This window comes from Streptomyces sp. NPDC034085 (assembly GCF_055575555.1).
The window spans coordinates 227,041-240,580 of record NZ_JBVISL010000007.1; the positions used below are offsets into that span (position 1 = coordinate 227,041).

Annotated in this window: 11 protein-coding genes and 1 pseudogene; 4 read left to right on the forward strand and 8 right to left on the reverse strand. The window is 69.0% G+C overall.

Annotated elements, in window-relative coordinates; all coding sequences use genetic code 11:
- Nucleotides 1-830 precede the first annotated feature (830 nt).
- On the forward strand, nt 831-998 hold the full coding sequence (locus ACZ501_RS24245) for a hypothetical protein (RefSeq protein ID WP_468798002.1): 168 nt from the start codon (nt 831-833) through the stop codon (nt 996-998).
- A 290-nt stretch (nt 999-1,288) separates the two neighbouring features.
- Here the strand turns inward: ACZ501_RS24245 and ACZ501_RS24250 are convergent, their stop codons facing one another.
- Complete coding sequence (locus ACZ501_RS24250; protein WP_361599557.1) at nt 1,289-1,639, reverse strand: helix-turn-helix domain-containing protein; 351 nt, start codon at nt 1,637-1,639, stop codon at nt 1,289-1,291.
- An 862-nt stretch (nt 1,640-2,501) separates the two neighbouring features.
- On the opposite strand from ACZ501_RS24250, the gene ACZ501_RS24255 reads away from it, so the two are divergent.
- On the forward strand, nt 2,502-2,633 hold the full coding sequence (locus ACZ501_RS24255; protein ID WP_468798005.1) for a hypothetical protein: 132 nt from the start codon (nt 2,502-2,504) through the stop codon (nt 2,631-2,633).
- A 167-nt stretch (nt 2,634-2,800) separates the two neighbouring features.
- On the opposite strand, the gene ACZ501_RS24260 is transcribed toward ACZ501_RS24255, so the two are convergent.
- The 5 genes and pseudogenes from ACZ501_RS24260 to ACZ501_RS24280 all read right to left on the reverse strand — a co-directional run bounded on the left by ACZ501_RS24260 (nt 2,801) and on the right by ACZ501_RS24280 (nt 7,488).
- Nucleotides 2,801-3,361 carry a hypothetical protein gene (locus ACZ501_RS24260; protein WP_361599563.1) on the reverse strand — a complete coding sequence of 187 codons (561 nt, stop codon included), beginning with the start codon at nt 3,359-3,361 and terminating at the stop codon, nt 2,801-2,803.
- Nucleotides 3,362-4,211: 850 nt separating this feature from the next.
- Nucleotides 4,212-4,415 carry a cold-shock protein gene (locus tag ACZ501_RS24265; RefSeq protein ID WP_064071132.1) on the reverse strand — a complete coding sequence of 68 codons (204 nt, stop codon included), beginning with the start codon at nt 4,413-4,415 and terminating at the stop codon, nt 4,212-4,214.
- Between the two features lie 364 nt (nt 4,416-4,779).
- Nucleotides 4,780-5,994: a PP2C family protein-serine/threonine phosphatase gene (locus tag ACZ501_RS24270; protein WP_468798169.1), complete on the reverse strand. Its 1,215-nt coding sequence runs from the start codon at nt 5,992-5,994 to the stop codon at nt 4,780-4,782.
- Between the two features lie 142 nt (nt 5,995-6,136).
- A pseudogene (locus ACZ501_RS24275) lies at nt 6,137-6,223 on the reverse strand (MerR family transcriptional regulator); the annotation flags it as partial.
- A 125-nt stretch (nt 6,224-6,348) separates the two neighbouring features.
- Nucleotides 6,349-7,488 (reverse strand): PucR family transcriptional regulator, encoded by a 1,140-nt coding sequence (locus tag ACZ501_RS24280; RefSeq protein WP_361599569.1) that lies wholly within the window; start codon nt 7,486-7,488, stop codon nt 6,349-6,351.
- A gap of 86 nt (nt 7,489-7,574) precedes the next feature.
- Between ACZ501_RS24280 and ACZ501_RS24285 the strand changes: the two genes are divergently transcribed.
- Both ACZ501_RS24285 and ACZ501_RS24290 read left to right on the forward strand, forming a co-directional pair.
- Nucleotides 7,575-8,630 carry a ferredoxin reductase gene (locus tag ACZ501_RS24285; RefSeq protein WP_468798008.1) on the forward strand — a complete coding sequence of 352 codons (1,056 nt, stop codon included), beginning with the start codon at nt 7,575-7,577 and terminating at the stop codon, nt 8,628-8,630.
- 7 nt (nt 8,631-8,637) lie between these two features.
- Nucleotides 8,638-9,756, forward strand: coding sequence for a fatty acid desaturase family protein (locus ACZ501_RS24290; protein WP_468798011.1), 1,119 nt, complete (start codon nt 8,638-8,640; stop codon nt 9,754-9,756).
- Nucleotides 9,757-9,867: 111 nt separating this feature from the next.
- Here the strand turns inward: ACZ501_RS24290 and ACZ501_RS24295 are convergent, their stop codons facing one another.
- A complete protein-coding gene (locus tag ACZ501_RS24295; protein WP_468798014.1) occupies nt 9,868-11,199 on the reverse strand; it encodes a class I SAM-dependent RNA methyltransferase in 1,332 nt (443 codons plus the stop codon).
- 93 nt (nt 11,200-11,292) lie between these two features.
- The gene (locus tag ACZ501_RS24300; RefSeq protein WP_361599581.1) at nt 11,293-13,347 is read right to left on the reverse strand and encodes an APC family permease; all 2,055 of its coding nucleotides are present in this window, start codon (nt 13,345-13,347) and stop codon (nt 11,293-11,295) included.
- Nucleotides 13,348-13,540: the final 193 nt, after the last annotated feature.

Below are 13,540 nucleotides of genomic sequence, written 5' to 3' on the forward strand. Positions count from 1 at the left end.
GTGGAAGACGGGCAGCCTGGACCCGCCGAGCTTTCCCCGGGCCGCAGCAGAGCGGGTAGGCGTGACCGCACCGCCACGCAGCGCGTAGGCAACGGCTCCGGCCGGTCACGTCCGGGCACACGGCCGGTTCGAGGCGACGGGGCGTCACCTCGAACGTCAGCTTCCTGGAAAGCGCAGGGGCGTTGCCGAGGAAGGCGAGGGCGTTCCTCGACTGAATCCGTAGGCCAAGCGGCTTGCAGTCATCGCCGGACGCCTGCACTCGTTCTTTGTACGGATACAGGTCGAACAGCCGACCCAGACCAAGAAGCCTCCTCAGGCGCCCTTCGCGACCGGCTCCAGGATCCCACGCACTCCACGTGGTGCGCCTCCGAAGAGGGAAGAGGGCAGGTATGCCCGAGCCTCATCCGCGGAACCCCACCTCCAGCAGCCCTCGGGACACCGGGGGCGCTGTCTTGGACCGGTACCTGGAGGACTTACATGAACGCGTGGGCCCCGAGTGCTTCGCGGTGGTCGTGCGGGTGGTGCAGGACGCCTGCCAACGCGTGAGCGGCGACGGGCAGGGACTTCTCGGTGTGCCGGGTGAGTACGGCTGGACTTCGGTGCTTCAGCGGGAATGCCTCAGCCTCTTGGCCGTCGTGATCACCGGACAGGCCGGCCACCACCTCACCGATCACCCCGCACCCGAACGAAGCCTGGACCGGCTGGTGATCCAAGCAATGGCGACGTCGGCTCCGCCGGCACGGGGGGGTGCCGCCCCACGGTGAATCACCGGCGAAGCAGATGCGGACCGCCACCGCAGCCGCGCTGGAACGCAGCCTCCGGGCCACGGCATGACAGCGCCGTCAGTCACCCGCATCACCACCCCGGCGATGACCGACACCCGTGCAGAGGCACTGATCGAAGGGGTCGTCAGCGCGGTCCGCGGCGGTCAGGACCAGCGCGTCCGGGAACTGATCACCGCACTCGCCACCGCCGCGGCCGACCCGGCAGACCTGTAGACCCCGCCCACACCCGGACGACGTTCGGTCGACCGCGCTCCGCGGACGGTACGGAGTGTGCGCGGGCATCCGTACCCGGCACTCCCGGTGACTGTCGACAGGCGGGCGGGCAGGGTGGCGAAGGTCAGGCCGGGGTGATGTTCTCCGCCTGGGGGCCCTTCTTCCCTTGCGTGCCGTCGAACGTAAATGCCACGCGCCCACAACGGCCAGTCACCAGAAGAAACGAGGACACGCCACACCTTGGACCAGGTCTTGCGGTCCTGCCGAGGGCAGGCAGGGTGCGCTGCAGCTCAGGCCGCCGTCGCCGGGTTCGCTGGCTGGGCGGCGTGGCGGTGTTCGGCGTTGAGGCGCTGGGCTTCCTCGAGCTGATCTTCAAGGATGATGATCCGGCAGGCGGCCTCGATGGGGGTGCCCTGGTCGACGAGTTCGCGGGCGCGGGCGGCGATGCGCAGCTGGTAGCGGGAGTAGCGGCGGTGTCCGCCGGGTGAGCGGAGGGGAGTGATCAGGCGGTGCTCGCCGATTGCGCGCAGGAAGCCTTGGGTGGTGCCGAGCAGCTCGGCGGCCCGGCCCATCGTGTATGCGGGGAAGTCGTCGTCGTCCAAGTGACCGCCGGGCGGGCCGGCGGGGCTGGCTGCTGTCATTTCACCTCTCTGTCGAACGCGTGGAGGGGCCCGGGAGCATGTGGCTCCCGGGCCCCGAAGGAACTGCTACACCATCTGCCGGCCCTGATACTGCGCCGGCCTTCTGTTTCCGCCGACCCGACCTGAGCTCTGTCGGGATTGCGGGGATCGCGGATGCGTGACCGGAGACCACCTCACTATCGATGTCCTGCGGTACCCGGACTCGCGTGGCGTCCGGGCGATCCTGATGGCGTCTGGTTCCTCCGTTCTTCCCTCTGGATCAATCACTTGCCAAACGGGAACTGCGAACTGCCTCTACTGCTTGGTGTTGCGTACTGCTGGTGACCTGTCACAGCGCCACTTCCGGCAGCCAGCCCCGTCGCCCATCCTGCATCTGCTCTGGCTTAGAACCCCACTGCCGAACTTCCCGGTGCGCGCGCCCGCAGCCGACGCCTTCACCGAGGTACCGCTTCACAACTTCACTGCTGGTACTGCGAACTGCACTACTGCTCACGGCGGCCCCTGATCACTGCGGGCCACCCGGTCCGGTCGTCAGTCCCGTCGCCGTCCTGCAACCGCTCTGGCTTCGAAACTCCACCACCGCACCGTCCTGCGTACTGCACCTGCGGGTACTGCTGCCCGGCAGTTCGTCTCTGCCGGGCCCTGCGGTCTCTCTGCGTTACGAGAGAAACCATAACCACCCCGCCGCCGAATGTCTACTCCGGCCGCCACAGATTTTCACGTGTGCGATGAGGAGGTAATCGGCCTCGAACGCCGGCGGTACATGGGGAGCACTTCGGGTTGAGCGCCTCAGCGACGGACACAGGAACGGACAGGGCCGGCGTCGCCAGGCTCAGAGAGGCCAGGGTGACCTGATGGGGCGATGAGCATCGCCGCTCCGATCATCCTGACGGACAGCACGGGCCTCGCCGTGTCGGTCGGCCCATCCACGGCCTCCCTCGGCGACGCGCGGGCCCGTACGCGGGATTTCCTCGACCGCCTGGTGCAGCCGTAGTCCGATCCCCCCATCCCCGGCCCGGCGGCATCCCCACCGCACCCTCTACTCGGCGAGACAGGCGCGTCACCCACGAGGTCGTCCCCCAGCCGGCGCTTCTGGGCCCCGCAGGGGACGGCACCGACCGTGCGGGGAGGCGCGCATGCGTTCGGTCAAGCCGATGCCGATCAGATACTCGTCCACGCGTCGAGAAAGGCCTTTCGCCGGGCCGGATCCGCTGATTTGTGGTCCGCGTGCAGGACCCGCCAGGCGGTGAGTTCGAGGTCCCGGAGCCACAGCTCGCCGATGACCTGCGTTTTGAGGTCGGGGAGGTGGTCGGACTCGGAGAGCGCCTGGCCGATGACCTCCCCCGCTGCGATGCGCTGGGGCGAGGTCATCTCGTCGACAGCCGAGAGGATCTGTCCGGCCAGACCGGTGCCTTCGCCCGCCAGCGAACTCAGGACGTAGTCCTTGATGTTGGCAGGCAGCAGGTAGAGGGACCCCGAAGACCTCCACAAGTCCGACCAGAAGTGCTCCCCCGCCTCGGTGGGAGCGGGGAGCGCGGCCAGGAGTCCGAGGAGATGCGCGGTGGCCGCGTACCCGTCGGAGTGAGCCGATGCGACGACGGCGATGTCCGCGACGCGCTCCACGTCGATTCGGCCGGCCTCGAGGCGGGGGTCCAGTCCCAGCCGCTGTTCCAGCTGATGGGAGAGGGGGGCGGACGCGTGGGAACTGAACTCGGGAAGCATCGGCGGTCCTTGAGCGTAGGAGAGCGGAGAGGCCGGCTCATTCGGAAGCTCTGATCGTTCCCAGGGCCCGCCGAATTACCCGAGTTCCACGGCCCTGCTTGGCGGAAGACAACGGCACCAACGGTTGGCGGACGCGAGAACTCCCCGGCGGTTGCCGAGGTGGTCGAACGGGCGGCCGACCTGGCGGAACCGATCAAACCGAAGCTTCAAGGCTGGCTTCACGCCGGGATGGTCCCCGCATCGCCGGCTGCGGGCATCGTCCTCATCTGCCTGGCGAAGACACCGCAAGCCACCCTCGGCTGCACCGTGTACGCCGTCACCACCCGGCAGGGTCGCGCCCTGGATCGGGAACGGGACCTTCATCCCCAGAAGCCGGCACGGGCGGGAGCACCGGTACGGCCCGTGTGGGGGGAACCGCTCTGGCCGCCGGAGCGGGGGCGGGAACAGCGGTCGTTCGTGCGAGTGCTGCGGTCCATGGGGGGCCTTCCTCGATGCGGCACGCTTCGTGGAATTCCCGTGACGGCATTCGAGAGAACGGGCCGAAGAAAGACGGGGCAGAACCATGCCGCGAGAAGAGCGGACACGGCTTGCGGAGATAGTGCCGCGCAGGCGTCAAGAAGGCCGGGTGAGCGGCGGGCGACTTACAGCCGACAGTGGGGCCGGGCGGGCGCTGCGTGAGAACGTATCCGCCGGGCCGGACAATGGAGCGGGTCGACGCGAGGCGCCGCTGCCCGCCGGATCTCACGCTGAAACGTCGCGATGCGACGTGGAGTGTGAGGGTGTGAGGGGAAAAAACGAGCTGGGGCCCGCACTCCAAGGTGCGGGCCCCAGCTACGTATACGCGTCAGCGTCAGGCGGGAACGATGTTCTCGGCCTGCGGGCCCTTCTGGCCCTGCGTGACGTCGAAGTTCACCTTCTGGCCTTCCTGAAGCTCGCGGAAGCCGGAGGAGGCGATGTTCGAGTAGTGAGCGAAGACGTCAGCGCCGCCACCGTCCTGCTCGATGAAGCCAAAACCCTTTTCCGCGTTGAACCACTTCACGGTGCCAGATGCCATATTGATCTCCCTTGGGGCAGTGCCCGGAATCACACTGTGCGGTTCCGGAGTCGCCGCGTTGATTGCCCCGACCGGAAAATCGGCGGAAATACAAAGCGTTTCCAGCGGGCGAGGCCAGCAGGGGAAGCGCTTGAATTTTTGCGAACCAAGACTGCAACTGGGAACGACAGTAGCACGTCGGAGCGCCCGCCGCAGGTAAGGTCATTTACTCAGCCCCCGGCGATAAAAACCCTTCGCCTTATGCGCGGCAAATTCTCACCTAACGGTCACAGATTTTGCGCCCGGAACACATGCGCACGACCGAACCGGCCGAGTTCTGCCGGTGGAGGCGCGGTGGAGCGGGCCACCGTCCGGGACCGGTCCCTCAGGTTGCCGAGAGCGATGCGTCGGCGAGGTTGGCGCCGGTCGCGGCGTCCCGTTGGGTGGGGGCGGTGCCGTGCCAGTCCAGGCACATGACGGTCGCGTCGTCCTCCAGATGCCCGTTTCCGGCATCGACGATCGCCCCGATGAGGGTGCGCGCGGCTTCCCGGGGATGCAGGTCGCGGGTGCGGACGATGAGCCGGGACAGGTCCACGGTGTCGGCGTTGCGTTCCAGCATGCCGTCCGTCAACATCACCAGCCGGTCGCCGGGCCGCAGGTCCAGTGACTGCACCCGATAGTCACGCGGGCTGAGGATGCCGAACGGCAAATCGACCTCCGGAACGATCCGGGTCACTTCGCCGTCGCGCATCCGCAGCGGCCAGGGGTGTCCGGCGTTGATGAACTCGGTGGCGCCGTCGAGCAGGCTGATCCGCAGCAGCTGACCGGTCACGTAGCCCTCGCGGCCGTGCTCGCGCATGGCCAGGTCGGCCTGTCGGGCCTGTTCCCGCAGGCCCTCGCCGGCCCGCCGGGCCCGGCGCAGGGCGCCCACCACCAGGGTGGCGAGCAAGGAGGCGGCGACGTCATGACCCATGGCGTCGGTGACCGACAGCTGGACGGTGTCCCGGTCGACCACGTAGTCGAAGGTATCCCCTCCCACGTGGTCGGCCGGCTCCAGCGCCCCGGCCACCGCGAACTGCGCGGCCTCGCACGCCAGCGACGCAGGGAGCAGCCGGTGCTGGATCTCGGCGGCCAAGTTGAGCGGGCGCGTACGCCGGCCCCATTGGTAGACGTCGGTGAAGGAGCGGTTCGCGATGACGATGTAGGCCAGCGCGTGCGCCGTCTCACCGATCTGCCGCATCACGTCCTCGTCCGGCGGCGCGGGCAGGAACAGTTCCAGGAGTCCGATGGCGTCCCCGCGGTTGGTCACCGGAGCGACCACCCGTACCGGCGTCGCCGGGCCTTCGTCCTGCGCGCTCGGGCGCTGGCTGCGGATCACGTCGTCGTACAGCGTGCCCCGCAGCGTGATGCGCCGGGCGCACTCGCCCGTCTCGACGCTGTCCGCGGCGCCCAGCCGTACGACCGAGCTCCCCGTGAAGTCGGTGATCAGGAAGGACACCGACACCGCCCCGAGATGGTCCTTGAGCATGCGCGCGACCACATCAAGGGATTCCACGGGTGGCGCGGCCTCCGCCGCCTCCAGCATCCCCGCGAGCGTCATCCCCTCACGGACGGGACCACCCTCCACGCGAAAACCAGAATCAGGCGCACCGCTCCCGCCTGGCTCTCCTGCGATCACAGACCCTCCATCCGAAGCGATGGCGCGCTCACCAGTCAGCCGCCCTTGCGACACACGGCGCCCGTCCCGGCGAGCGTAGTGGGGTGACCAGGCGGTGCTCACCGATCGCGCGCAGGAAGCCTCGGGTGGTGCCGAGCAGCGCGGCGGCCCGGCTCCTGCTACACCCCGCCGGCCCTGATGCTGCGCCGGCCTTCTGTTTCCGCCGACCCGACCTGAGCTCTGTCGGGAGTGCGGGGATCGCGGATGCGTGACCGGAGTGGGCGGTCGAAGAACGCGTCAGCTGACCCGAAGGCCGACCGCGAGCGTCAGTTCGAGGACCCGGCGCGGGGACCCGAGGTCCGGAAACAGCTCCCGCAGTTGCGACATCCGGTACCGGACGGTCTGGGGGTGGACGAACAGCGACGTCGCCATCTCGTTCCGCTTGCCCTGGTGCAGCAGCCACGCCCACAACGTCTCCTCGAGCCGTCGCGCGGTCGCGACAGGCAGGCTCTGCAACGGTGCGAGGGCTCGGGTACGCAGATCTGCGAACGCGTCCGCGTCGGCGCTCAGTACCAGCTCGGGCAGGTGTTCCTCGGTGTCGCGAATCTCAGGCGAGAGGCCGCGCGCGCGTACGGCTCGTGCGTACGAGGCGGACGCACGCATCCATGGCCGGGCCGGGCCGACCACGGTGGTGTGGTCGGGCAGCTGCCTCAGGAGATGTGCTCGGTCGGCATCGGGGACGAGCAGCACGCCGGAGGCGTCCGGCAGGTCGTCGAGGACGAGGGTGCCCGGGTCGAGCGTGCGGTAGGCCGGCCGGGCCTGGGCGGCGGGCAGCAGGACCGCGGTCAGCGAAACCGGAGGCTGCCATCCGGCCCGTCCGGCAGCGGCGAGGAGCACGTCCGGGCTCGCGCCGGAGAGGAGGTCGCGGGCCAGTTGTTCCAGGTGGCGCTCGTGGGCCCGGCCCCGCGCGGCGAGTTCGTCGGCGTGGCCCGCGGCGCTCGCGGCGGAGAGCTCGTCGATGTAGGCGAAGGTCAGCTCGGCGAACTTGGCGACCTGGGCGGCGGGCAGACCTGCGGGTACGGCACGTGCGGCCAGGCCTCGCCAGGCCACGCGGGCGCCGACGCGGTAGGCGCTGAGCAGGGCGTCCATCGAACGGCCGTCGCGGACCTCGCCGCGGCCCAGCTCGTAGGCCGCGTCGCCGGCGTCGCCGCCCGTGGCGTTCCCGCTCGCGAGGTCGAGGTAGAGGCCCAGGGCGGTGCGGACGGCTCGGCGGATGGTGGCGCCCATGCGGCCCGAAAGGGCGTTGGCGTAGGGCGGGACCTCGTCGATGATCGCCTGGACGATCTCGTCGGCGGTGGTCTTCAGCGCGGCCCGAAGCGCGTTGACCGTCGTCTCATCCAGGACCAGTTCGCCGGCCCTCCGGACTGCATGCCCCACTTTTTGTTCCTTGCGAACAATTCAGCCGATCATTTTCACGTCTTGCGGACAGGACTTTACCCCCTGAAGCACATCAAGCTGGGGTCATGACGAGTGCAGCCCTCCGCAGTAGGGCGTGGAAACTGCTGGAGATGGTCACGACGCCGCTGCTGCCGTCGGACTACCTCGACCTGGTCAGCCCGCTGCGTGCGGGCGCTGACCTGCGGGGGCGCATCGAGGCCGTGCACCCCGAGACGGCCGACGCCGCCACCCTCGTGATCAGGCCGGGACGGGGCTGGCGCGGTCACACGGCCGGTCAGTACGTGCGGATCGGGGTCGATGTCGACGGGGTGCGCCTGTGGCGTGCCTACTCGCTCACCTCGCCGACGAACCGCCAGGACGGCCGCATCACGATCACCGTGAAGGCGATCCCGGACGGCAAGGTCAGCAATCACCTGGTCCGCAGCGCGAAACCGGGCACGCTGATCCAGCTCGACCAGGCGGCCGGTGACTTCGTACTGCCGCAGGCCAGGCCCGCCAAGGTGCTCTTCCTGACGGCCGGCAGCGGCATCACGCCGGTGATGGGCATGCTGCGCGACACCGAGTTCGACGACGTCGTCATGGTCCACTCCGCGCCACAGCCGCACGACGTGATCTTCCGCAAGGATCTGCACGACCTGGTCGCGGAGAAGAGGCTGCGGCTCACCGAGCTGCACACCGACACGGACGGTACGCTCGACGTCGCACGTCTCGGCGAACTCGTGCCCGACTGGGCCGAGCGCGAGACCTGGGCTTGCGGGCCCGGGGGCCTGCTCGACGCCGCCGAAGATCACTGGCGTGAGCACGGCGTCCAGGAGCGCCTGCACACCGAACGCTTCCGCCCCGGCATCGTCGTCGCCGGTGACGGTGGCCGGGTCACGTTCAGCACCACCGGCAAGACCGTCGACGCGGACGGCGCCACGCCGCTGCTGGACGTCGGCGAGGAGGCCGGTGTACTCATGCCGTCCGGATGCCGCATGGGCATCTGCTTCGGCTGCGTCACGCCGCTCAAGGCGGGCGCCGTCCGCGACCTGCGCACCGGTGAGATCACCGAAGCCGAGCCGGGCGTCCTCATCCAGACCTGCGTGTCCGCCGCGGCGGGCCCCTGCGACATCGAACGATAGGAGCACATTGACCGCCATCGACCCCACCGCCCACCTGACCGCGGAGCAGATCGAGGAACTCGGCCGCGAACTGGACGCGATCCGCGAGGAGGTGATCGCCGGCCGGGGCGAGAAGGACGCCGCCTACATCCGCAAGGTCATCGCGGCGCAGCGCAAGCTCGAGCTGGCCAGCAGGGGCGTGCTGCTGTTCTCGTTCTTCCCGCCCGCGTGGCTGATCGGCACCGCCGGTCTGTCCGTGGCGAAGATCATGGACAACATGGAGATCGGCCACAACATCCTGCACGGCCAGTGGGACTGGATGCGGGACCCGAAGATCCACTCCACCACCTGGGACTGGGACCACGTCTCGCCGGCCGAGCAGTGGAAGCACTCGCACAATGAGCTGCACCACACGTACACCAACGTGATCGGCAAGGACAACGACCTCGGCTACGGCATCATGCGCGTCGACGAGGACCAGAAGTGGCACCCGTTCCACCTCGGCCAGCCGCTGTGGAACTTCATCAACGCCTGCTTCTTCGAGTACGGCATCGCCGCCTACGACCTGGAACTCGGCAAGAACCTGCCCAAGCACCGCCGCAAGAACCCGGAGTTCCGCGCGCGGGCCCGGGCCGTGGGCCGCAAGATCCGCAAACAGGTGCTCAAGGACTACGTGATCCACCCGCTGCTGTCGGGCCCGTCGTTCCTCACCACGCTCGCCGCCACGTTCACCGCGAATCTGGTCCGCAACATCTGGACCCACTCGGTGATCATGTGCGGGCACTTCCCCGAGGGCGTGCAGGTCTTCGAGCGCCGGTCGATCAATGGCGAGACGCGCGGCCAGTGGTACCTGCGCCAGATGATGGGCTCGGCGAACATCAGCGGCAGCAAGGCCATGCACTTCATGACCGGCAACCTGTCGCACCAGATCGAGCACCACCTGTTCCCCGACCTGCCGAGCAACCGGTACGCCGAGGTCGCGGTGAAGGTCCGCGCGTTGTTCGAGAAGTACGAGCTGGAGTACGTCACCGGGCCACTGCCCAAGCAGGTGTTCTCCGCGTGGCACAAGGTCTTCCGGCTCTCGCTGCCGAACAGGAAATCCAAGGTCAAGGCGCCGGACCGCAAGCAGGAACTCGTCGCAGCCTGATTCCCGCTACCGGTTCGGATCCGTCGCCCGCCCCGGCGCCACCGCCGGTTCCGGTGAGCTAGCGACACCCTTCCATGGCTGACGACCTGACGGACAGCCTTGACCTACAGGTCAGAGGCCCTTTGCCGCCGGTTCGAGGATCGCGACGCACTCCACGTGGTGGGTCATCGGGAAGAGGTCGAAGACGCGGAGCGTGCGGACCTTGTAGCCGTTCTCCGCGAAGTACGCCAGGTCGCGTGCCAGGGCCGCCGGGTCGCAGGCCACGTAGGCGATGCGGCGGGCCGAGAGGCTCGCGATGTGGCGGACCGTCTGCTTGCCGGCGCCCGCGCGGGGCGGGTCCAGGACTACCAGGTCGCACTCCGTGATGCCGGTGCGCGGGAGGGCGCTGTCGACCTTGCCCTGCTCGATGCGGACCCGCGGGAAGTCCGCCAGGTTGTGGCGGGCGTCCTCCACCGCGCGCTTGCCCGACTCGATGCCGAGGACGGCCCCCGTCTCCCCGAGGCGCTCCGCCAGCGCGCCCGCGAAGATGCCGACGCCGCAGTACAGGTCGAGGGCCATCTCGCCCTTGCGCGGCATCAGGCCCTGCATGACGGCCTTGATCAGCGTGTCGGCGGCCTGCGGGTGGACCTGCCAGAAGCCGCCCATGCCGACCCGGTACGTACGGCCGTCCGCCCGCTCGCGGACGAAGGGGCGGCCGTGGACGCGGTGGACGCCGCCGTCCTTCTCCTCGACCCGGAGCACCGAGACCGGCTTGTCCAGCTCCACCAGGGGCAGGCGGCCGCCGGGGCGGGGAGTCAGGACGACCTGGCGGTCGCCGGAGCCGGAGGCGGCGATCGCCTCGACCGTCGCCATCTGGGGCCAGTCCTGCTTCTCGATGCCGAGCTCCGAGACGCCCTCGGCGGCGATCATGCAGTGGTCGATCGGCTCGATGTCGTGCGAGCGGTGCTTGCGCAGGCCCGCGCGGCCGGTCTCGTCGATGGCGTACTGGACGCGGGTTCGCCACTGGGGGACCTGGCCCGCCGGCAGCTTGTCGCCCTCGGCCGGCATGACGGTGCCGTCCCAGCCGGCCTCCTCCGGGGTGAGACCGGCGAGCCGCTTCAGCTGCTCGGCGACGACCTCGCCCTTGAGCCGGCGCTGGGCGCCCGGCTTGGCGTGCTGCCAGTCGCAGCCGCCGCACTTGCCGGGGCCGGCGTACGGGCAGGGGGCCTCGACGCGGTCCTTGGAGGCCGTCAGGACCGTGACCGCGTCGGCGCGCAGGAAGCGGGAGTCCGTCTCGCCCTCGGTCACGCGGGCGACGACCTTCTCGCCGGGCAGGGTGTGGCGGACGAACAGGACGCGCCCCTCGGCGGTGCGGGCGATGCAGTGGCCGCCGTGCGCGACGGGACCGACCTCGACCTCGTACTCCTCCCCGACCAGTGACTGCTTCTCGTTCTGCTCGGTCATGGTGAGGGGGCTCCAAGGATCAAGGAAAGGAAAACGGCCGGAGGACCGACCCACCAGTTTACGTGGATCTCCTCCGGCCGTTCACCACCAGGACTACTTGCCCGCCGGGTCCTTCGGACGCTGCCGCGGCGTGTCCACGGGTCCGCGGCGCACGGCGCCGGGCGCGTTCCACTCCTGGCGCTTCTTCGCCCGCCGCTTGGCGAGCTCCGAGGACTCCAGCTGGTAGGGCACCGAGGTGACCATCACGCCGGGCGTGAACAGCAGCCGGCCCTTGAGGCGCAGCGCGCTCTGGTTGTGCAGCAGGTGCTCGTACCAGCGTCCGACGACGTATTCGGGGATGTAGACGCTGACCGCGTCGCGCGGGTTCTCGCTGCGCAGCCCCTTCACGTACTCGACCACCGGCCGGGTGATCTCGCGGTACGGCGAGTCGAGGATCTTGAGCGGGACGTTGATCCCGCGCCGCTCCCACTCGGCCCGCAGCGCCTTGGTCTCGGCCGGGTCGACGCTGATGCTGAGCGCTTCCAGGGTGTCCGAGCGGGTCAGCTTGGCGAAGGCCAGGGCGCGCAGCGTCGGCTTGTGGACCTTGGAGACCAGGACGATGGAGTGGACCCGGGAGGGGCGCACGCTGTCGTCGCTGGGGCCTTCGTCGGCGGCGATCTCGGCGGCGACCCGGTCGTAGTGCTTCCGGATCGCGGTCATCGTGCCGTAGAAGATCAGCATGCCCAGCAGGGCGACCCAGGCGCCGTGCGTGAACTTGGTGGCCAGTACGACGACCAGCACCATGCCGGTGAAGAACGCGCCGAAGGTGTTGATGGCCCGCGAGCGGATCATCCGGCGCCGGGCGGCCTGGTCGCGCTCGGCCTTCAGGTGGCGGTTCCAGTGCCGGACCATGCCGATCTGGCTGAGCGTGAAGGAGACGAACACGCCGACGATGTAGAGCTGGATCAGCTTGGTGGAGTCGGCGTCGTAGATCCACACCAGCAGTATGGCGGCGCCCGCGAGGAGCACGATGCCGTTGGAGAAGGCGAGCCGGTCGCCGCGGGTGTGCAGCTGGCGCGGCAGGTAGCGGTCCTGGGCGAGGATCGAGCCGAGCAGCGGGAAGCCGTTGTAGGCGGTGTTCGCGGCCAGGAACAGGACGAGGGCGGTGGCGGTGGCGAGGATGATGAACAGGAAGCTGCCGTTGCCGAAGACGGCCTCGGCGACCTGGGAGATCACCGGGTGCTGGACGAATCCCTCTCCGACCGGGACGCCGTCGTTCAGCAGGTTGGTGGCGGGGGCCTCGGCCATCTTCACGTCGGTGGCCATGGCCAGCCCGATGATCCCGCAGAACATGGTGACCGCCAGGCCGCCCATGAGGGCCAGCGTGGTGGCGGCGTTCTTGCTCTTGGGCTTGCGGAAGGCCGGTACGCCGTTGCTGATCGCCTCGACACCGGTCAGGGCGGCACAGCCGGAGGAGAACGCCCTCAGCAGCAGGAAGACCAGCGCGAAGCCGGCCAGCCCCTGGTGCTCGGCCTTGATCTCCAGGCCGGCGGTCGGCGCCTCCATCGAGTCGCCCATCACGAGGCCGCGCCAGGCGCCCCAGGCGATCATCACGAACACGGCGCCGACGAACACGTACGTCGGGATGGCGAAGAGCTTCCCGGATTCCTTCACACCGCGCAGATTCATCAGCGTGAGCAGCAGAATCATGACGATCGCCGAGAGCACCTTGTGCTCGATGACGAAATCGACGGCAGAGCCGAGATTCTCGACGCCGGAGGAAATGGAGACGGCGACGGTGAGGACGTAGTCGACGAGCAGGGCGCTCGCGACGGTCAGGCCGGCCTGGGGTCCGAGGTTGGTGTTGGCCACCTCGTAGTCGCCGCCGCCGCTCGGGTAGGCGTGGACGTTCTGCCGGTAGGAGGCGACCACGGTGAACATCAGCACGACGACCGCGACCGCGATCCAGGGGCTGAAGTGGTACGCCGACACACCCGCGATGGACAGGACCAGCAGCACCTCGCCGGGCGCATATGCCACCGAGGAGAGGGGGTCGGATGCGAACACGGGAAGGGCGATCCGCTTGGGGAGGAGCGTTTCCCCGAGGCGGTCGCTGCGCAGCGCCCGGCCGATCAGGATCCGTTTGGGCACGTCGGTCAGTTTGGACACGCAGAGGATCGTAAGCGTTCGAAATGTGCCTGACGAACCCCCCACCCCCGATCCGCACCAATGCGCCGCCAATGAAGCACCGGCTGGACCCCAAAGGGCCACACTGGTGACCGCCCGTGTGTAGCTTGGGCCATGGTCTGAGACCCTGATTAGCCAGAGCATGCAATGAGGCTGGAAACCAGCGAGCCGCTGT